Annotated in this window: 22 protein-coding genes and 2 pseudogenes; 5 read left to right on the forward strand and 19 right to left on the reverse strand. The window is 43.4% G+C overall.

The genetic code is table 11. The features are described 5' to 3' along the window. The 7 genes and pseudogenes from AZ66_RS15760 to AZ66_RS15790 all read right to left on the reverse strand — a co-directional run. The coding region (locus AZ66_RS15760) for a BadF/BadG/BcrA/BcrD ATPase family protein (protein WP_052648546.1) at positions 1-897 on the reverse strand (897 nt) is incomplete at its 3' end. 329 nt (positions 898-1,226) lie between these two features. Continuing rightward, the gene (locus tag AZ66_RS15765; RefSeq protein WP_082061605.1) at positions 1,227-2,654 is read right to left on the reverse strand and encodes an MFS transporter; all 1,428 of its coding nucleotides are present in this window, start codon (positions 2,652-2,654) and stop codon (positions 1,227-1,229) included. Positions 2,655-2,984: 330 nt separating this feature from the next. Further along, positions 2,985-3,581: a hypothetical protein gene (locus tag AZ66_RS15770; RefSeq protein ID WP_044355690.1), complete on the reverse strand. Its 597-nt coding sequence runs from the start codon at positions 3,579-3,581 to the stop codon at positions 2,985-2,987. A 440-nt stretch (positions 3,582-4,021) separates the two neighbouring features. Continuing rightward, positions 4,022-4,651, reverse strand: coding sequence for a hypothetical protein (locus tag AZ66_RS32745; protein ID WP_231586899.1), 630 nt, complete (start codon positions 4,649-4,651; stop codon positions 4,022-4,024). Positions 4,652-4,761: 110 nt separating this feature from the next. Further along, positions 4,762-5,017: pseudogene (locus AZ66_RS15780) on the reverse strand (RNA polymerase sigma factor); the annotation flags it as partial. A gap of 638 nt (positions 5,018-5,655) precedes the next feature. Further along, entirely contained in the window at positions 5,656-6,429 is a 774-nt protein-coding gene (locus AZ66_RS15785) for a GNAT family N-acetyltransferase (RefSeq protein ID WP_197081714.1), read from the reverse strand. A gap of 158 nt (positions 6,430-6,587) precedes the next feature. Continuing rightward, a complete protein-coding gene (locus AZ66_RS15790; RefSeq protein WP_044355691.1) occupies positions 6,588-7,169 on the reverse strand; it encodes a DJ-1/PfpI family protein in 582 nt (193 codons plus the stop codon). A 141-nt stretch (positions 7,170-7,310) separates the two neighbouring features. Here AZ66_RS15790 and AZ66_RS15795 point away from each other — a divergent pair, with 141 nt between their 5' ends. Together AZ66_RS15795 and AZ66_RS15800 are read left to right on the forward strand one after the other, a co-directional pair. Continuing rightward, positions 7,311-7,748 carry an Lrp/AsnC family transcriptional regulator gene (locus tag AZ66_RS15795; protein WP_044355692.1) on the forward strand — a complete coding sequence of 146 codons (438 nt, stop codon included), beginning with the start codon at positions 7,311-7,313 and terminating at the stop codon, positions 7,746-7,748. A gap of 35 nt (positions 7,749-7,783) precedes the next feature. Next, positions 7,784-8,347: an SMI1/KNR4 family protein gene (locus tag AZ66_RS15800; RefSeq protein ID WP_044355693.1), complete on the forward strand. Its 564-nt coding sequence runs from the start codon at positions 7,784-7,786 to the stop codon at positions 8,345-8,347. A gap of 186 nt (positions 8,348-8,533) precedes the next feature. Here the strand turns inward: AZ66_RS15800 and AZ66_RS15805 are convergent, their stop codons facing one another. Together AZ66_RS15805 and AZ66_RS15810 are read right to left on the reverse strand one after the other, a co-directional pair. Further along, on the reverse strand, positions 8,534-8,830 hold the full coding sequence (locus AZ66_RS15805; protein ID WP_044355694.1) for a putative quinol monooxygenase: 297 nt from the start codon (positions 8,828-8,830) through the stop codon (positions 8,534-8,536). Positions 8,831-8,879: 49 nt separating this feature from the next. After that, positions 8,880-9,518 carry a nitroreductase family protein gene (locus tag AZ66_RS15810; protein WP_044355695.1) on the reverse strand — a complete coding sequence of 213 codons (639 nt, stop codon included), beginning with the start codon at positions 9,516-9,518 and terminating at the stop codon, positions 8,880-8,882. Between the two features lie 230 nt (positions 9,519-9,748). Between AZ66_RS15810 and AZ66_RS15815 the strand changes: the two genes are divergently transcribed. From AZ66_RS15815 to AZ66_RS15825, 3 genes are read left to right on the forward strand one after another with little or no spacing between them, the layout of a single operon-like run. Beyond that, positions 9,749-10,180, forward strand: a complete 432-nt coding sequence (locus AZ66_RS15815; RefSeq protein ID WP_044355696.1) for a MarR family winged helix-turn-helix transcriptional regulator — start codon at positions 9,749-9,751, stop codon at positions 10,178-10,180. 36 nt (positions 10,181-10,216) lie between these two features. Then, positions 10,217-10,645, forward strand: a complete 429-nt coding sequence (locus AZ66_RS15820) for a hypothetical protein (protein WP_044355697.1) — start codon at positions 10,217-10,219, stop codon at positions 10,643-10,645. A 36-nt stretch (positions 10,646-10,681) separates the two neighbouring features. Beyond that, a complete protein-coding gene (locus AZ66_RS15825; RefSeq protein ID WP_044355698.1) occupies positions 10,682-12,064 on the forward strand; it encodes an SMI1/KNR4 family protein in 1,383 nt (460 codons plus the stop codon). A 213-nt stretch (positions 12,065-12,277) separates the two neighbouring features. Here the strand turns inward: AZ66_RS15825 and AZ66_RS30680 are convergent. The 10 genes and pseudogenes from AZ66_RS30680 to AZ66_RS15865 all read right to left on the reverse strand — a co-directional run. Continuing rightward, a pseudogene (locus AZ66_RS30680) lies at positions 12,278-12,457 on the reverse strand (transposase); the annotation flags it as partial. A 503-nt stretch (positions 12,458-12,960) separates the two neighbouring features. Then, complete coding sequence (locus AZ66_RS15830; RefSeq protein ID WP_044355699.1) at positions 12,961-13,680, reverse strand: hypothetical protein; 720 nt, start codon at positions 13,678-13,680, stop codon at positions 12,961-12,963. A 162-nt stretch (positions 13,681-13,842) separates the two neighbouring features. After that, the gene (locus tag AZ66_RS31440) at positions 13,843-13,992 is read right to left on the reverse strand and encodes a hypothetical protein (protein WP_156159982.1); all 150 of its coding nucleotides are present in this window, start codon (positions 13,990-13,992) and stop codon (positions 13,843-13,845) included. A 297-nt stretch (positions 13,993-14,289) separates the two neighbouring features. Further along, positions 14,290-14,850, reverse strand: coding sequence for an SMI1/KNR4 family protein (locus tag AZ66_RS15835; RefSeq protein ID WP_044355706.1), 561 nt, complete (start codon positions 14,848-14,850; stop codon positions 14,290-14,292). 17 nt (positions 14,851-14,867) lie between these two features. Next, positions 14,868-15,308 carry a DMP19 family protein gene (locus AZ66_RS15840; RefSeq protein ID WP_044355700.1) on the reverse strand — a complete coding sequence of 147 codons (441 nt, stop codon included), beginning with the start codon at positions 15,306-15,308 and terminating at the stop codon, positions 14,868-14,870. Between the two features lie 116 nt (positions 15,309-15,424). Further along, complete coding sequence (locus AZ66_RS15845) at positions 15,425-17,092, reverse strand: DUF6138 family protein (protein ID WP_044355701.1); 1,668 nt, start codon at positions 17,090-17,092, stop codon at positions 15,425-15,427. Positions 17,093-17,141: 49 nt separating this feature from the next. After that, positions 17,142-17,615, reverse strand: coding sequence for a hypothetical protein (locus AZ66_RS32750; RefSeq protein WP_231586901.1), 474 nt, complete (start codon positions 17,613-17,615; stop codon positions 17,142-17,144). A gap of 131 nt (positions 17,616-17,746) precedes the next feature. Continuing rightward, a complete protein-coding gene (locus AZ66_RS32755; RefSeq protein ID WP_231586902.1) occupies positions 17,747-18,436 on the reverse strand; it encodes a hypothetical protein in 690 nt (229 codons plus the stop codon). 51 nt (positions 18,437-18,487) lie between these two features. Next, the gene (locus AZ66_RS15860) at positions 18,488-18,847 is read right to left on the reverse strand and encodes a hypothetical protein (RefSeq protein WP_021255673.1); all 360 of its coding nucleotides are present in this window, start codon (positions 18,845-18,847) and stop codon (positions 18,488-18,490) included. A gap of 60 nt (positions 18,848-18,907) precedes the next feature. After that, on the reverse strand, positions 18,908-19,351 hold the full coding sequence (locus AZ66_RS15865) for a hypothetical protein (RefSeq protein WP_052648549.1): 444 nt from the start codon (positions 19,349-19,351) through the stop codon (positions 18,908-18,910). Positions 19,352-19,391 lie beyond the last annotated feature (40 nt).

Raw genomic sequence — 19,391 nt, forward strand, 5'->3', positions numbered from 1 at the left:
TATGGCACCGACTACGGGCGAAAATTGTGGTTCAACCACGCGATATTGCTTTATTGGATTGGCCATAAGCAATTCTGTCAGTTTGCTTCGCATATAGGAACTGCAGATGACGCTGCCGATTAGCGTGACATCGACAATGCGCTCCGAAAAGTTGGAGCCGACAAGCTCAATTGCTAATCGGAGCTGCTCTACAGCGCGGTTGCATACGCTTCTTGCTATACTGCTGCCCTGTTCTGCCGCTGTGGTTACATATGGTGCGAATTGACCAAAATGCTGATCTCGCTTCATCGTATCTAGCTCAAATCCCCGCCGAGCAAGCTCCTGCAGCTGCTCCAAGCTATTCGATTGCCAATGCTGCAGCATCTCCGCAATTAGTCCGTCATTCGAATCATCTGGGCGACCCGCAAGTACTTCATACACAGCATCATAGGCTAGATGACGTGCGGCACTATATGCGTAATGGCGATAATCCAAGTTTCGGGTTCGTATGCCGTATTCATTTATGCCCATAATCATTGTTCCCGTTCCGGCAATGGCAATGATACCTGGTTGATTTTGAAGTGCTCCTGCGTGAGCAACATCGGAGTCATTCAAATGCAGCTTGGGGCAATCGAGACCCGGAAGGTCGGTAAATGCAGGAATCCATATGTCATCTGCTTCTGAGTCATAGCCCGCAATTCCAGCAACAAGCACGGCCACATCGGTTGTATCTCGCCCTGCTACCGCTAGTGCATTCTTAATTGTCGCTTTCACATTCTCAGCTGCGTTCTCGTCTTTATACTTGGATGCACAGCCGCCCTCCGCATAAGCAAGCTCATTTCCGTTCAAATCACAAATCATAACTCTTGTATTCGTACCGCCTCCATCAATGCCGACAACAATATTCCGCTCCATCATAGATATAACCTCTTTCCAATGGATGATAGGTTCTTAATTCTTGATGTTTTAAAATAAACCTTCTTTTTATGATCCTAGTTTATGGTAAAGCGAAAATCTAGTCCCTCGCTGTTATATTGGCTGGGCTGGTTGCACACAAAAACGCATCCGCCCCCGAAGGGACGAATGTGTCAAGTACTCGCGTAATTCGAACATCAACCGAAGCGGGCCTTCTTTTCTAGGCATTACGATGTAACCATCCGCTGGCAGCTTGCCGTAGTCTGTAGATACAAAGGCGGAATCAACCAATCGCAAGAGTGAACGCACTACGCGTTGTATAGGGTCTGCCATCATTTCTCTGTACTGATGCCATACCGCCGCTTAACCAGCCTTCTCCCTGCGTACCAACTGTATCCGAGCGGCAGCAGGCTGGCAGCGCCGATCCATGCGCCGAAACCAAAGATGTTCAGATATGCCTCCAACGGCTTGGCAGGATCGCCGTCGTCCATAAGTCCCAATCCTAACGCAGCACCAAGCACCAAGCCTACGTTACGCGTCAGTGCAATCATGCTCCCGAGCGAGCCAGCGTCTTCCTTCACTGCATGGCTCATAATAAAGCTATTATTCGGCGAGGCAATCAACCCCATTCCCGAACCGATCAACGCCAGCGTACAAATGATGGCCCACAGCGGCAATACGCCGAATACCCCGGAGAACAGCATGAACCCGCCTGCCATGGCGCATATTCCAAGACCCATTAAGCGGCGTGAGCCTATCCGATCAGATAAGTGCCCCGCGACGGGGCCAATTACAGCCAGGAGAAGCGGATACGCCAGCATGACATAGCCTATATCTGCCGCGGATACCGCCGTGGTTCCGGAAATATAAAATGGCATGAGAACCAATGCGATATTGGCCATCAGAAAAGATGCACAGCTAATCATAAGACCACAGGCCACGGCCGGAATACGGAATGTCGAGAGCGGCAGAAAAGGCTCTTTCTGCCGTGATTGCCACAACCAGCCCAGCGGCAAGACAATTATCAGGACAGCGTACAGTATAAACATACTCGGGGAGCCCCACCCTATGGCGCCTCCGTTTACAATGGCGTAGATTCCTATGCCCATGCTGCTTATAAACAGGATGGCTCCGACTACATCCAATGAGGTTTTTCTCATCTCTTTCTTCTGATCAGCAGGGATGAAGCGCAGCGCTAACCCGGTTGCCGCGACTGCCACAGGAACATGAATCAGGAACGCCCATTGCCAGCTCAACCATGCCGCGGTGAAGCTGCCTGCAACCGGTCCCGCCATGCCGCCTAGCGCAACAGCGGTGCTTACAAAACCGAGAGCCCGCCCTCTATGCGTGCCCGGCATATGAAACGTGATAATTGCCATGTTTGTCGCCTGGAACATTGCCGTACCTGTCGCCTGCACAACCCGCATGATGAGGAGCACGGTAAGATTCGGTGAGAGCGCGACTAGGATAGAGCTAATCGTGAACAAGGCTATACCACAGTTGTGGATACGGCGATGTCCCCAGCGATCGCCTAACTTGCCCATCAAGGGGAGGAGCGACGTAATAGCGAGGAGATATCCGGTCGTCATCCATTGGACTGTCCCAATATCGGACTGGAACACGGTGACGAATCGGGGAAGCGATACATTCACTACCCCGGCTGTAAAGTGAGACAAGAATGCGCTGAGACAAATCGCCGTCATCATCCATGACCGCTGGTTGTCAGCTGTTCCTGTTTTTTCGCATGTGGAAGCGCTCAACAGACTTCCCTCCCCTTTAGTTGAAGACAAGATTGCAGCATGAATTATTTATTAAAACCGTATACAGTATGAAATCCCCAACTTGTTTGGTGCCAACAGCGCACATATATGTTATATTATTCCTAATATTTGTGTGGCCCGCTATACAATACATGCGTTGTGATAAGGTTAATTATACAATAACCCGGAGAATATCCACTCTGTGTTAAAAGTGTCTATCTTCCGGGCCAACTCCTTCTAAACCTTGCAATTATTCGATGATCGAACAGGTCAAGTCCATAATCGTGTGTAATTTACCTCAAATAAACTTGTTTCAGATTTACAGCTGAACTATTGGCGGTCAAAATACTTCTGACTGATCTCTTGATAAAGAGCCGTGTAATGCTCATTATTCTCGGCGATGTCCAGTTCATTGATTGTCAGCGTTGTCATTGGGTTATCGTTACTTGGAAATACATACTTCCCTTGATGGTTCCCTATAATTTCAAAAGCACTCGATGGTTCATCTGGACTTTGATATAAAAAGAGTAAATAGCTCTTCCCTGCAGTTAAAGGCTTATACAACTCATTTGGAAATTTTGCATAAGCCCCCGCCAAGTCTCTCCATTGGGCATAATATTCTAACACTGGTAACTCGTCGCCTTCCTTCACGAGGTCGTCACCCTTAAATACTTTCTTCACTTTGATATTTGAAAATGTCCTTGTATCCAGGGGGTATTTATCTTTTTCATCTAATGTTACAACAGAATCCGTTTCTCTATCCCAGTCTGCTTCTACAATGACTGTTGCTAATGATTCCATCTCGGAGAGAGAGTAATTTCGATAGTCTGCTTCTGGACGCAATTCTTGCGTGTGCAAATGCTTATATCCAAAAAAAACGCCAACTCCCAACAAAACGATCAAACCTGCAGTTAGCCATTTTTTCAAACAAAACACCTCCAATTGTTTTTCTATTGCACCTGAGGGTTGAATTCAAAATGATGATTTCAATTCCTATACTTTCCTACAGGAATCGATATTTTCTTCTTAAAAGTTTTCAGATATTGGAACCCATCCATCAGCAGGAAGTCCGGTTTGTCGGTGGTTTTAAATGAATATGTCTGTTCCTTCAGTATGTTGCCGTTCTTCAGATCCCAAGGGCGCTCTTCGGAAATCGATGATACGGGAACCACTTTTCCACCAGCTTGTATAGATAAAGGATCATTCTGAAGGCATACAAAGCATAGAGTTTCCTTTCTGGAAATTACGATATCATAGCCTGTTTCGGTTTTTGTTACACTTCGAATCCATAGCTTTTCATCACCTACTTTGATGGAGCGATCCGATGGTGAGGCAAGCGAGATAGGTTCCTTTAGTTTGTGATAAGCTCAGAAATTGACGAGTTCAAGGTCAATGGACTCAATCTTGTCGGTTGGGAGCACATCAAATTCAAGCTGAAAGATTTTACTCGTTCCCGACAGCCTCATTGTTGATTCAACTTCTTTTCCATTCACATAAAGCTTGGCACTTTCAGAAAATCTCGGGTATTCCTCTAATTCATAATGCCCCTTGAGGCTCTTCATCGCTTTATTCGCTTCAAACCCGAAGGAGATTGTATAGAATACCTTTTCCCCATTGTCCAGCCATTCACTGAATGTAAGGGTTAATGTTCGAGAGAACGGATTAACCGGCTCAAATTCAGCTTTTCCCACAATTTGGCTTTTGTTTTTACCTTGACCTGTGAATCCTGTTGTGAAACGTGAATTAGTCAAGAACCCTTTCAAATCATTCAAGTCATAACGAGCAAAATCATCGTCAGTAAATTCGGTGCCTGCGGGTCGGTCAATCGTGTAATACATGCGAGAGAGTCGCCGAACAGCTTGACTCCATAATAAGCTTAGGCCGGATACTGATATACGCCAATCATGAGAATGATCGGTGCGGCAACAGATGCAATCCAATCCATGCCCGGACTTTATTTCGGTTTCTTTTTTTTGCGGGAGCATTTCGAAGTGCATCTCGAAGTCTGCCCTCAAGGTTTGATGGAGCATGGATTTGATTCAAGGTCTCTTTATGCTCCTGTAACTTGTCCTCGATCGTTGTCATACCGATCACCTCCGATCATCACTTTAAGTTTATGTAATGTTTTGCAGCGATTGACTAGAATCGTCTTGCTCCAACTGTAAAACGCTTCGTTCATCTGCAATTGCCCAATCTTCTCATATAGTGCGACTATCATATCTTCCATTGCATCCATCGCATCATGCTCATTGCCCATGTATATAGGCAAGTCGGTAATAAGCGTCCTTATCGGCCATAATGAGCTGTAATAATGCCTCTTTGTTGCCTTTTTGGGCTTGTTTGACAAGATGGCTTACTCTCATGTTCACTCCCCTTTTCATAGATAAGAGATCGCGGGGATCAGAAAAGTTCATTTTATATAAAAAATTATACATAAACGTCAAATAGCCCACACCTTGTTACACAGATGAGGGCTCTATTAATCGTTTGATTTCACTGTAGATTGCTGCATTAGCCTTGGTGCCGCATGGCGTTCTGACGAACAACCGATTTTAAAACTCTTTTCACTAAAAGTACGATTCGTAGAGAATCGATTCGATTAATCTTGATTTTATATTCCTGTTTTTACATTTACGGATGAGAGTTCCCTTGAAAATGCTCCATCATGCCGCCAAATATAATACGCTTGGTTCCCAATATAACCGCATACAAAATCTAAGAGTTCTGCTATAAAGTCTTGTTGCCTCTCATTATCTAAATTCTGATGTGTTGCTAAGAGTCGGTTATATACCATTTTTTCATCCAAGCCGCTATCATGCAGCATAACTAGATAATCGTACCGCGCTTTACTAAAGGGTAATAATCTTCATCATTCAATAGCAACGGCAATTTTTCAATTTCATTGAAAATCTGTTCATAATTACTCGGATGTTTATCTGTTATAATCCTCTCCTTCTGTTCGGATCAACGCACATTTGATAGTTTCGTTTTAACCGATAATTCAGTTTACAGAGTCAGGAGATACGACTTCCCACTTGCCAAAAAGAGTCAAACCTGCGGCTTTAGCCAAGGACGTAGACGCATAGTTATCAAGCTGGCATCTGTATTGGGGTTCGTATCCTTGTGCGTAGGCGTACTTGCTAATGGAGCGTACTACTTTGCGGGCATGGCCTTTCCCTCGATAAGCACTCAACGTGAGCACACCGGTATCCGCTATGTGCGAATCCAGCCATGGGTACATGCTAGCGGCACTCACTATGCGGTTATGCTCAAACGAGCCAAATACCGCCCAGTGATCCAATTCCACATAAGCGTCATCCAGATCCTGTTCCGAGGCAGAGGCTTGGAATTCGGTAAATACAGCATGGTCTTCCTCTGTCAATTGCCGCAAGTCACCGTCCACTGCTTCTTGCATCAATGAATTCTTATCGGCTTCTGTAAAATAGAAGAGATAATCTGCCCCATGCAGCGTAACCCCAGCTTCATTTAATTTTTGTCTCAAGATGGCTTCAGTCAATTTTGCTTGCCGAGTAAGGCCCGCCTTAGCAGCCAAAGCCGGCGTCAGAACCGCCATTACCTTCCCATCGGTCATTGCCAATACCATTACCCGGTTGTCATCGCTTAGGTCAGGATTGATGGAGAGCGTAAGGACTTCATCGTGATAAAGGACTTCCCCGTTCCTGAATTGCTCCCGCCAAAAGGCCGCAATCTTCTCTGAAAATATAGGCATGCTTGTCGTTGTCGTTTGGAGTGGTTGATTTTGTTGATTTGGCATCTTGATCAGTACCCTTTTCTTTAGACTTTTCTCTACTCATTTGCATGTGCTTCCTAATATAAGAAGCCCTATACCAAACTGTAAATGAAAAGTTTTGCTGTTACTATGTTGAATACTCCTATATTTATCTTCTGCACATTCACTTGCTTCTGAATGATTCAAAATCCCATAAGATCCTTTACATGTTCCGCATTTTTTTTGGATGTTAGTTTTTCGAGTAATAAAAATGCAACATTAAAAGCTGTACCTGGATTTGAAGATGTGATAATATTTCCATCCTGAACAATTAAATCATTTTGTACAACTGCACCAAAATTCTGTAACTGCTCTTTTCGTTTACTCGTTGAATGATTGTATGTGGTCGCTTTTTTTTCTTTAAGAATCCCGCTTTTGCCCAGTGCTAATGATGCAACACAGATACTAGCAATTGGTTTCTGAGTGGAATAAAAATGTTGAATGATACTTATAAATGGCGCACTGAAAGCATCCTCATAAAATCCAGCTTCTTCAAATCCTCCTGGTATAGCGAGTGCATCAAACTCATCTAGTTGAATATCATTGACCGTTTTTTCAGGTATAACAGTAAAATTCCATGTACAGGTTAATTTATTCCGAAGACCTACGGTTACGACCTCAGTTGATCCATCTCCCTCCCCTTTATTCCAACCTAGCACATCTGTAAATACACTAGCTTCTACTGCTTCAAATCCGTTAGCTAATAATAATAATATCTTTTTCATGTTCTAAATCCCCTCCATATCCTTATTTTATAAAAAATATAGAAGGCTCATGAACAGGATAGAAAAGGATATTTTATTGTTCGGCTTTAATTTATTAATTATTTTGGTTATTCTATATTATAAAAAAAGGTTGGATAATTTATGGATCAAATTGATAAAAACATCGTGAGAATATTACAGTCGAATGCGAAAATTTCCATGAAAGATTTGGCAGAAGCTGTTCATTTATCTTCTCCATCCGTAACTGAGCGAGTACGAAAGTTAGAGGAGCAACAAATTATTGAAGGTTACCATGCACGCGTTTCCCTAAAAAAAATGAACCGTCCAATCTCTGCACTTATTTTGTTTGAATCGAAGGATTGTAAATCATTAGCAAGCTTTTGTCGTAACCATCCAGATGTACTTGAGTGTCACCGGGTAGCAGGGGAAATTAGCTATATTGTTAAAATAGCAACGTATTCTGTAGAGAGTTTAGAGCAATTTATTGATGATTCCATGCAATATGGTACGCCCTCAACAAATATCGTGTTATCATCTTATGAGCAAAAAGTAATCGACCCTTTTACTAGTGAAGAATAAAAAATAATCAACAGGTCAAAAGGAGGAACGCTCGGATGAATTGGGCGTCTGTATTCGAAGTGTGCTACCAGAAATATCCTGGTTTGACGGAGCAAGAAGTGGAACATTTTATTAGTCATTGGAACAACCCTCTATCTGAGGAGGAGATTGCGGAAATACGGGAAAGGCAGCGCAATCCCTTCCCTGTAACCGATCCTTTACATAAGCTATACCACCCGTTCGATCCGGCAAAATGGTCTATTCCGAACAAGTGTCTTCCCGCCGCTTATCTTGATTTACTGCGTTATTCCAATGGCGGTGAATTCGGAAATGGTGCTCGGCATTTTCAGTTTTTCAGCGCTGATGAGTTGCGAGCGATGATGCTGGCCTATGAATTTCCCGAGTACATGCCAGAGGCGATCCCCTTTGCTATGGATGGCTGTGGTATTCATTATGCTTGGGATATGCGCAGCAGCTCGGAAGAAAATGAATATCCCATTCTTGTATCTCACTCGGGAAATTTAGGCTACTCGGACAGCGCACAAATTGCTTCAACGTTCTTAGAGCTATGTACGGGAACAATCTCGGCTGAAGATTTACTTTACGGTAATGATGAATGATTGCAGGAAGACCATTCGATTTGTTTTACGCAAATGAAGGCTTGAACATCAAGGTGTGAAGCGCCAGCGATATTGGACTGTGTGTTTTCTTTTTCAGGACGACGTTATAAGGAAAATGACCTCTAAGTTCCACAATATCGTGGTGGCTTTAGAGGTCATCTTTTTATAAATCATAGTCCTATTCTTTTACGCTTTTACTTCAGATCCACCATACACTTTCACTTCGAGCGGGGCTGCTAAATAAGCCTTAGCTTTTGCAACAAACGAAGTGAAATGTTCACTTGAATTGTGTGCTGCCACCGCTTCTTGGTCTTTCCATACTTCCACCATGATATAGGCATGTTCTGTTTCTACGCTTTTATAGAAATCATAAGCAATATTTCCACTTTCCGCTCTAGAAGCTTTCACTAGGGATTGAATCTCTTCAACGTAAGCTTGTTCTTTTTCTGGATTTACACTTGAAACAGCATGAATAATTATCATTTGAATCCCCCTCTGCTCGTTCATTTTCATTCATCATTCAAATTAAAATTTATTTCCACTCTGCGATTGTCTCCACAGGAAGACGTACAGATTGGTATCCTGCTCCATCTGCTTTTCCAATGGAAATGAGCATTACCGGAACATAGCGCTTTTTATCCAAACCGAAAGCTTCAGCAATCTGATCTTTTTCAAACCCTCCGATTGGACAAGTATCATATCCATGGGCACGAGCTGTTAGCATGAACTGCATCGACACGAGTCCACCGTCAATTAGCACGGTTTCTTTGTTGACTTCTGGAGACAGATTTGCATAGTAGTTTGTTAATGCTGCCATCTGTTTTTCTTTTACTTCAGCTGGCATATATCCTAATTCTACAGCTTTGCTATAAATCTCTTCCCCATTTTCAAAGCTATTCAGGTCCCCGAATACGGCAATCATTGCTGAAGAAGTTTCAACTTGCAGTTGGTTAAAACGAGCAAGAGGTGCTAATGTTGCCTTGCCCTCTTCACTTTCAATAACTAGAAAACGCCATGGCTGCATATTGACAGATGATGGTGCACGAGTAGCATCTTCAATCATTTCTGCCATTTCTTCTTTGCTTATTTTTACGGACGAGTCATATTTGCGAATAGAGCGGCGTCCTACCAGTATTTCTTGAAAATCATTGTTCCTTGTTGTGTTAGACATGATGTGATCTACTCCTTACTCTATATAAATGTAAATCCTTTGATCAATCAATAATTGACTGGTCAACGATTGATATGTCAAACAATATATATCATGTCTAACATATAGTCAAGTGAATTTCTATAGATTTACTCAGACGAATGCTTACTGTCCGCCTTGTAGAATGAGGTTATGTATTCTATAATTGACGCATCAATGATTGATTAATCATCTATAGAGGTGGAAAAACAATGCAAGTGTCTCATCAGGAAATGAAACAAATATTTCTTATGTTCAAAAATATGGAAAGACATGTCACCCAGCACTTTGAGAAACGATTAGGCATTAGCTTAACGAGATATGAAATCTTGTACAAATTACTTGAAATGGGCTTGCTTTCTCAAATCGGTTTACAACAAGAGATGAAGATTGATCAAGCTGCAATTACAAGACATTTAAAAATACTTGAGGGAAAAGGCTTTGTTACCCGCAATCGTAATGAGCAGAATAATAGAGAAGTAATTGTTCAGATTACAGAGGCAGGCAAGGACATTTTAAGGAACTGTGATGTAGATAAAAACCAATTTATCTCTGAATTGTTTGGCGGGTTTTCAGAGCAAGAGGTAAAGCAACTGCAGATTTTAGTGAAAAAGCTTGATCATAACGTAGAAAAATTAACATAAGTCATGACATTATTGCTTTTGATGGCGGGAGCCGTCATGAACACGATCCAATGTGTATTTATAGGTGGCGTCATTTTTGTAGGCTTTGTCTTTTATCTAGTCGGGCTGGCTCCCACCCATTCCTCGAAACAAAGGTTCTCGGCGGACAAAATCAAGTTTACATTATCGGTCTTTTTTACCTTGTCCATTTTAATTTTGTATGCGATCATTACCTATTGGAACGCACGAACTGGAGGTATGTTAGCTTTCGAGCGCCCAGATTCGACCGAGTCTTACCTTGCGCAAGCCAAGAAGCTGGTTCTATGGGGATTGGTACAGGGTGCCTACGCGCCCATTGCTTTTTTGTGGCTACTGCCGCAGGTCATTGGAGATGTGAATTTAGATAAAAAGCATATATGGATCATATCAGCTGGATCTCTCTTGGCGATTGCAGGTGGTGGTACTGCATGGCTGACGTCGGTATAAAATGAAGTACATTCTATTAAATTCATGGAGGCAGCGATGAACCAAGTACTTATGGATCAATTGAATCAGTGGCATGAAGATGATGAACACCAGCGAATTGTGGACACATTGTTAGCCATACCCGAGAATGAACGGGATTACAAAATGAAAAGTCGACTGGTTGCAGCTTATAATAATCTGGGGCTTTTTGAGGAGGCTCTCCAACAAGCTGATCGCATAGCAGAAGAGGGCCAACACGATCCACTGTGGCACTATCGGGTAGGATTTACATTCTATCATGTAAAGCGCTATGAGGAAGCAGTTCAGGCATTTCGTACCGCTGATCAATTACAGCCTGGTGATGAGGATATCGAATACTTAATGGAATTAAGTCTTCAAAAAGCAGAAAAACAGCAAAGACAAGAACGACGAATTGCAGCCAAAAAAGAAGCAGCCTTGAAAGCGAATGGATCAGCAGCGATCGAGCCTTTTTCGGATATGTCTCTTGATGATTTTTGGGATGATAGCGAGTATGCAAGGGAGGCCTATCAATCAGAGCCGCCTACGGATGAGCTGATTGTTTCAATCGAGGAAGAATTGGGGTACAAGCTCCCCTCTTCCTATATCGCACTGATGAAGCAGCGGAATGGCGGCGTTCCGAAGAACACCTGCTTCCCAACAGAGGACGCTACTTCTTGGTCTGAGGATCATATTGCGATTACAGGAATTCTGGGTATCGGCCGTGAGAAGAGCTATTCGCTCTGCGGGGATCTAGGCAGTCAGTTCATGATCGAGGATTGGGGATACCCTGACATTGGCGTCGTTATTTGTGATTGCCCTTCAGCAGGCCATGACGTGGTCATGCTGGACTACCGAGCTTGTGGTAGAGATGGCGAACCAGAAGTGATTCACGTCGATCAGGAGGGTGATTATGAAATTACGTTCCTAGCCGATAATTTCGAAGCATTTATTCGGGGTTTGGTGAACGAAGAGGAATATGATACTTCCGAGGAAGATAAGCTTGAAGATCTTCATAGGGTAGCTCATGGCAAATTCTCTCCGTTGCTGGAGGAGCTATGCTCGAACGTAGTTGAAGTAGACCAGATCGAACCGAAAATCCGTCGTATCTGTACATGCATTGTTGAAGAGAAGGGCCATTTTTCCTTTCATGCGGATGAACGTTCGTATTTGATGTATGATGTGCAGTTTTGGTTATATACAAAGTCATATCCAGAGACTAGCCGCGAGCAGTACCTGGGAATCTATGAGAAAATGATCGCCTTCGGCGGCGAGTTCGGTCAAGGCGGTTACGCCCCCTCCTTTATTTCGGATTGGCTGGATCGCCGCAAGAAGGAAGGACGGATCGTACAGGTGAATGGACACCTTCGGTTTACGGAGCAGTCAATTGAGGAACTGGTTCGGCAGCTGCAAGAGGTCTAGCAAGACCGACCAAGAATCATGCAACCAAAAAGAAGAAGAGCCCACGTTCGGATTTTATTAAAGTCCAAAATAGCAATAAGAATAAGTGATTGAATATGATGTTAGACATTTTATTCGTGAAAATAAGAATGGATAGAGGCTTCAGAAAAGATCTGAACTCTATCCATTTCTTCTTATTATTTACAGCTCAACCTCATAATCAGTGCTTGACTGTCACTCAAACATCCGATGGCGGTTGCATTCAAGAAGAATGCCTACTTTATAGTGACTGCGGTTTCGAGTGAAGTAATGTCGTCGCTGAAAGGCCTTAATGCGATTATGTCGACCTTCTACGGTCGCGTTTGTCCATCGACATTGATGGTAGTTCACGATTTCCTCTTTCCAATTGCGCATTAGCAGATGTTTTTCTATTTTCAACCTTGAATTATTTCGTCAATCACCGTTTTCAGTTTTGAGCCTCTTTTAGGCATAGTTATTTTCCAAATTGGTTAATGTAGGCTTCCCGATAATTATAGGGAACAGCCTTTTCATCCACAATTCCATTTACAGTTCTGCCACCATATCCGCCTTTATCTGCACTGTACTTCTGATTATCAAAAGTCGCAGGAAATTCAAATGAATGGATGACATCAAAATCGAGTATGCCTTTTAACTCATCACATTCTTCCTTTGTTATTTTTTTAAAATGTCTACTAAAAATGAACAGTACATATCATAAACAATATCTGCATATTCTGCGGGCGACATTGTTTCATTAAAACCATTATAATTGCACGATATACTGATATCTTTCAGTTTACTCCCCCTCATCGCTGGACGGAACTTCTTGGTCTCTGTGTTGTATGCGGAATCATAAAAGAACTTATGACGTTTGTTTATCGGCCCCATAAACAAGGTTATCGCCATACTGTTTTTTGTAAAATCTTTTTTTGCATCAAGAGATTTGTTTCCAAAAAAGACCATATATATTCACTAATTCTGTAGTCCACACGTGGTCTTCTAAACATGATCTCGGGTTTGCATATTCCATCGTCTTCATCTTCGTGACTCCAAATTCGGCTGATCGTCATGGTTTTTGTATTTTCTTCATTGTTATCACTGATTTTCGTTAGTAAAAGCTCTCTGACATAGAAAGATACTTTTTGCAGCAGCATTCTAAAATCGTTTTCGTTAAACGCTGTCAGAACACAAGTTTCAGATTCGGAATCGCTTTCAATGACTTCTTTAAAAGCAACTTTTTCTTGTTTAAGTTTATCAAGGATGTAATTGATCCAACCATATCCGTCAGAAATATACGGCCTTTTCTCTAATTCGTGATTAAGTTTTTCAAAACCACCAGTTGGCGAAAACTCTAGTGAATAACTCAATGTTTCATTTCCCTTATATATAACGCTGGATATATGTATCACAAATGGTCGATAGTCGAGACATTCCCACGTACCTTCTTCCATATATTCGATAATATTGTTAGGGATTTTGATTTTTTCTAAATGTAATCTATCCAAATTTCTCATTCCTCTCGCAGTATGGATATGATCGTTCAGCAGAAGTATAATTGATGCTTTTTGCACTTTCAGCTTCACTATTACTAACGCGACATACGTTCCTTGGTTCATCAGCCTCCCGATCCCGCAGCCACAAATAATTCCAAAACAATAGACGCACCTAATAACCAGTATGTTACGATAACCTGCAAATACGGAAAAATGCCGGACGACTCGGGTGTCATTTCTTCCCTTACGGATGACATTACGATCAGACCTACAGCATGGGCAGCACTACTTCTCTCCCAGTGGATTGGCCTCTAGCCACCATGCCCCGTTCCATTTGTGGCGGCTGTACTCGCCGCTGACCTCCAAATTCGGGGAAGAATCCAAGAACCTGATCGATTCTTCGATTACTAAAAAAGTTGTTTGATTTGTCCCCATCTTGACCTCTCTTTTTAACTGCTGACTTCACGCCTAATTAAGCAAAGCTTCTTTTGCATTTCTTTCTCTGCTTGGCGACCGCTATGCCTAGCTACTTAGCCCTTTTCCTTCTTTTAATCTATTAAAAAAATGAGCAACACAAAGAGTTCCCCCCTCCGCATTGCCCATCAAATATTATAATGGCTAACATTGTATTCAAATGCTTATTATTATTGATCTTAACGGACTTCCTACACCCTTAATGTTACAGAGTACGAGGGCTCTTTTTCTTTTTGATAAATGATATAACTTGTCTCTCTATTTCAATTCAAAAGCATAGTCAAAAAACGATTTGAAATTGGGATACAAGAATCTCATCGACGCTTTCAGTTGATCGCGCCCTGTCTTTTCCTCATCAAAATCAAATAATATTTCATGGTCAATCTCATAGATTGCATAGTGCTCCTCATCCGGACCAGTAAGATCCATGCATAAAATGTGACCATACTCGGAATCCCAGGCGAATGGAAGGTAACCCCACTTGCACAGTAGTGGATTATACATATCTTGAATGCGGCCTAACGGCTCATCGACCGGTTGTGCTGGCACGATGTCGAAATAGTGATGATAGGTTGAAATGAATGCTTGATACCATTCCGGAAAGTCCAGCCCGAATTCTTTTTCCAGCGCACAAATGTCGCCATCAGTAACGGTAGAAGGAACTAATCTCCATATCGACCACTCCTCATTAGAGTCGGTTGCCTTCATTTCACCCGGAACATCTGGTCCCATCCATCTACCAAATCCATCCTCCGTTACTTGGTCATATCGGCGATAATAAGCTTCAAATCCTTTTTTGATATAGTCCCGTTTATCCAATACATAGCTTCCTCTCATTAAGTATGTATTCCCAACTGCTCTACGTAGTATCGATGTGCGATTTCCGCGATTTTATCTGGATCTTCCCAAAATTGCTTATCCAACTTATCCAGTCTCTCTATCTCTTCCTCAGTAAGGAACCGAGGAATATCCCAGAGCTCTGTAAGGCGCTTGTCTCCCGACAAACGTTCGATACAGGCATATCCGGATTGTATGATGTCGAGTGCATGAACCGCACCAATCGCTTGTAACGCTCGAATCGCATGGAGATATGCCACTTCTCCCCAATTGCAGAAAAACTGAATAAACCCGCCGTTATATAAGTCAACTTCCAACAGCCACAAGGAAGTGATCTCTTGTTCCTCTGGAGTCAAGGCATCCCAGCCAGAATCATTTTTCTTATCCACAAAGGAAGAGGCAAAATCGAACCAAATGTCGCAGATATCCGTCTTCTCCATTTTGTTTCCCCCTTTAATGTATAGAGCTTATAGATCAGAACATCATTTATACGCTTCATTTATACATGGGACGTCGCTGCTTACCTGATCATTTATTAGGTTAATATTCAATAGAATTAACAGTTCGAGAGAGTCAATAGCTGCTCCAGTCTTTCTTTTAGCGGCGACTCTGCTTTTCGTGCCGCTCCCTCCAGCTTCTTCACGCTTCCAAAGATTCGGCACACGACCATCTCACATTGGTAATTCTCTTTGTCTTGCAATGCCTCGATAAGCGCCTCGGCAAGCTCAGGACGGTCGATAGTCAGATTTTTGACCTTCGTCCCCTCGTCAATGCCTCCCAGCAACATGGATACGATCACCGGCATATGCTCTGCCTTGACGCCATGTGCCTCGATAAATGCCTGCGGATAGCCGTCCTGCACCATTTGATGCTCCGTATCCACCATGCCCATATAACGGGCTACCAATGGGAAATAATCCTCACTGTACAAGCCGAGGCCAAGTGCGGCATAAGTGCCCGGCATAGCCGATTTCTCGCTCGGCTCCACATCGCTGTACCATGCGAACTCCTCCATTGCCGTTTCCGCATATTCTGCAACCTTGGGGAACAACGCCGGATAGCTGAGTGCATTGGCAAAAAATCGATGCAACTTGGACTTCGCCAGCTTTTTATACGGAAGCACATGCTTTTGGCTGCTTTTCAGCTTAAGGTTGTATTCTTTGGGGAAATCCTGCCGCAACAGATTAATGATATAATCGAGCGCCTCACCGTAAGCCGCCTCCTCTTCAGAGAGAATCCGAATGTCGATCGTCTTCGTCACGTCATTGTTGTCGGCCTCTACTTTCTCTCCCCGATAGGTGCTCTCAAATTTACCGCTGCCTATTTTCAAATAATCTGCTGCCCGCTTTGAACCCAATTGCGCCGCAAGTCCCAGATATTTCAGCCGATTATCCGGATCAGTGAAGCCAATCTGTACGGCTGCATAAATAAAGAACTCCAATTCTCCTGCATCTACGGAAGAAGGAATCACTTCCTCCTTCAACACCCATTCGTTTCGATAATAACCGGTTTGGTTAAAATGCTGCGGTAAAAAGTGATCTTCCGCCCAACGTTTGAAGGTATAAGTATATCGGCTGATCCATTCTTTTTTGCGTTCCTGGTTCTCCTTCAGCTTGTTATTGAGTAGTCGGATCAATGGCTCGATCTCATCTACTTCCTGCTTCATTAAATCAGGATTGACCAAATGTTTGGCAAAAAAGAAATAGTCATCTACTGCTGGTTGTACTGGTGGATCAGATAATACCTTAGTTTGAATAAAATGCTCTAGGGTCTGTTTCAGTTGATCTAACTTTGGCTCATTGATGAACTGTTGGTTACGCGATAACTTTGAATTTTCCCATTCAAAATCCAATACAACCTCAAACTTGTAATCAAAGAAACGCGCACCCAATTCCTCAGAGAGGAACAGTCGCTCTACTCGCTCGCACAAGGCAGGAAAGAACTCCTCAATGAGCAGCTCATTGGTCAACTCTGTTATGTAGGCGCCAGCTTCCACCTTATACGAGCTGTCGCTCCAAGATAATGGCTCGTAGATATCGATATGGATGCTTCCATTTGCCCATGTAAACTTGCCTTTTCTCCACGCTACTTTCAGATAATTGTAGACCCCAGCCTGTAAACTTCTTTTATCCTTAAACTCGCTCAGCCTTTTGCTTTCTTTTGCGTAAATCGATGTGACTTCCTCCCACACATCATTCAGAAAAGCTTCTACAGCGTGATTCAACGGTGTCTCCTCCTGATTAAAAAGTGAATATGCTTTCAGCATCTATGAATCAGCTCTGCTGATATAATGTAGCCGTCATCCTATCCTCTGTACAAATAAACATATAGAAAATGCCTTCACCATACTTGTCGAAATCAGCCCAGTCCAGCTGACCGATAAACCGCATTCTTTGAGCGCAGCAAGGGCAATGCGGATAGTCTGCATCCTGCACCCAGCTTGGGTAGCCTCCGATTTGCGAATCTTGCTGTGTTAATGTCCAAGTCGCAGCATAGTACGGAGAGTGCGGCTCGGATGATAGAGTAAGCTTAATTTCTTCAACAGCAACGTTGCTGTCCTCGTCATCCCAATTAGGCAAATAATCGGGCTTCTGATTAAACCGGCTCCAGACCGGTTCTCCCTGTTGATCGAGCTCCATGTAAATCGTGCTGAAACCTCCACAGTGTTCGCATGTTGCCACTTGCAGGCGTTCCATCGGCAGGCCGAGATACGCCAAGGATGGATGAGTGGTGTCCGCGTCCATCAAGATAGTGAGCTTCCTCTTGCACCATGGACAATTGGAATTGCTCGTCTTTAGGAAGTGCGCAGCAGACGTTTCTGCTACTGAAAGTATCGGCTGTTCCTCCGTTAACCGAATCGCATAGCATCGCTCACTGATCAAATCTCGTTTTTTTCGTTCGATGCAAGCTCCCAGCCCCCCTCTAGAGCATACACGTCGGGATTGACGAATAACTGTCCCGCCCATTTCGGCGGATACAGCCGCCATTCCTCAAATTGTCTCACAACCTCAGCGTCACCGATCCAGCTCAGTATGATCAGAATATGATTGCGGTTGTCGTCGTCCCATTCTACTTGCTGGAGGAGTCGCTCCCGGATTTCAGGCGGCGCATCCTTAAATAAGATCGAGGGATAATACATGTCACGCTCTATAAGCTTGGGCAGAACTTTTGAAATATCATCATTCCGGTAACATACGAGAGATAGTAGAATTTGTTCCGCTTCATCCTCATTCCCTGCATCCAGTAGCTCCACCGCAAACTTCAGCATTTGCTCCGCCTCAGCAGCCGTCAAGGATACATAGATGTGTTCCTTGCTATGCGGGTAATCGACATATTGAATTAGCGGGCTATACGTTCTTTGTGCATGCATAACCTTCAAAATGTCTACTAGGTTCGTTAAGCCTTCATATAAATTCACCGTTTTACGATGCTGCTCAATATACGCTTGCTGTTCCTGACGTACCTGTTCCTGTTGGCAGGGCATGCAGATACCGCCTGTTTTAGCCGCCGTAGCCGGCAGGATCGTCGAGCTGCAGCCTTCCGTTTTGCATGGAATGCGTTCTGCCATAGTTGAGTACCCTCCACATGTTGTTCTATTATTCATCGATCTCGAACCGATTCATTTCGGAAACTGCCCTTGAAGATAGGAATTCCAGAGTCTACTAACAAATGCATTGGCGAGCTTGCTATCGAAAGCCTTAGCAATGAGACCGAGGTCGTCAGACACATAACTAGCCAGCTCGGAATTTTGCGTGAGCCGAAACGTTTGCTTGAATGCATATTCTCTAATATCTCGAATTGTCGCACTTTCAGTGGGGTCTTTCTTATGTATGGTTTCGTAGCTAGAGTTCCATGCCGCATCGAATGCAGTTGATTCTCTAGCGTCTAATTGTGCGTCCCAGTCCCCTTCTTTTTCAAAAACACGTTCGAAGAAACCGTCAGCACGAATCATAGTTAAGATTTCATTTGGTGTTATCAACGCAGTCTCGCCTCTTTCATCTCTATTTGTCTCTCGTTCAACGCATCAGCATACAACTTCTTACGAGCCGATGAGCAATTTGTGCTCTGAGAAGATTGCGGAATATCCGAGCCTATACAGCTCGAAATACGGTACGAACGGGTCGCCCTTAAGTCCGTAGCGGTGCCACTGCAAATAATAAGAGATCCAATAATCGCAGGCCATCGAGTAATAGGCTTCATCCAGAATTTCAATCGGTGCATCGTAATCCTTGTGTGCACTGATAACTTCAAACAGCGCATCATAAACATCAGAATCGTGTGATTGGCGGATCTTGTTTATTTTCCCATGCGGCAGGATTTGAATTTCTTTGATTCCAGAAAGGTATGACGCTGCATCTGCCGCACCCTCAATTTGTTCAAACTCTTGAAGCAGCTCCTTCAGCCCTTTAATAAGCTGCTCGCCATGTCCTCTCAGCACCTCTTCAGGCACATCTGAAACTTTACTATTAAAATAGCCTGGCACTGTGTCTCCGCCAAATCCGCTGGATCGAGGACGTCATACA

This window comes from Paenibacillus sp. E194 (assembly GCF_000935845.1).
GTDB lineage: Bacteria > Bacillota > Bacilli > Paenibacillales > Paenibacillaceae > Paenibacillus_B > Paenibacillus_B alvei_B.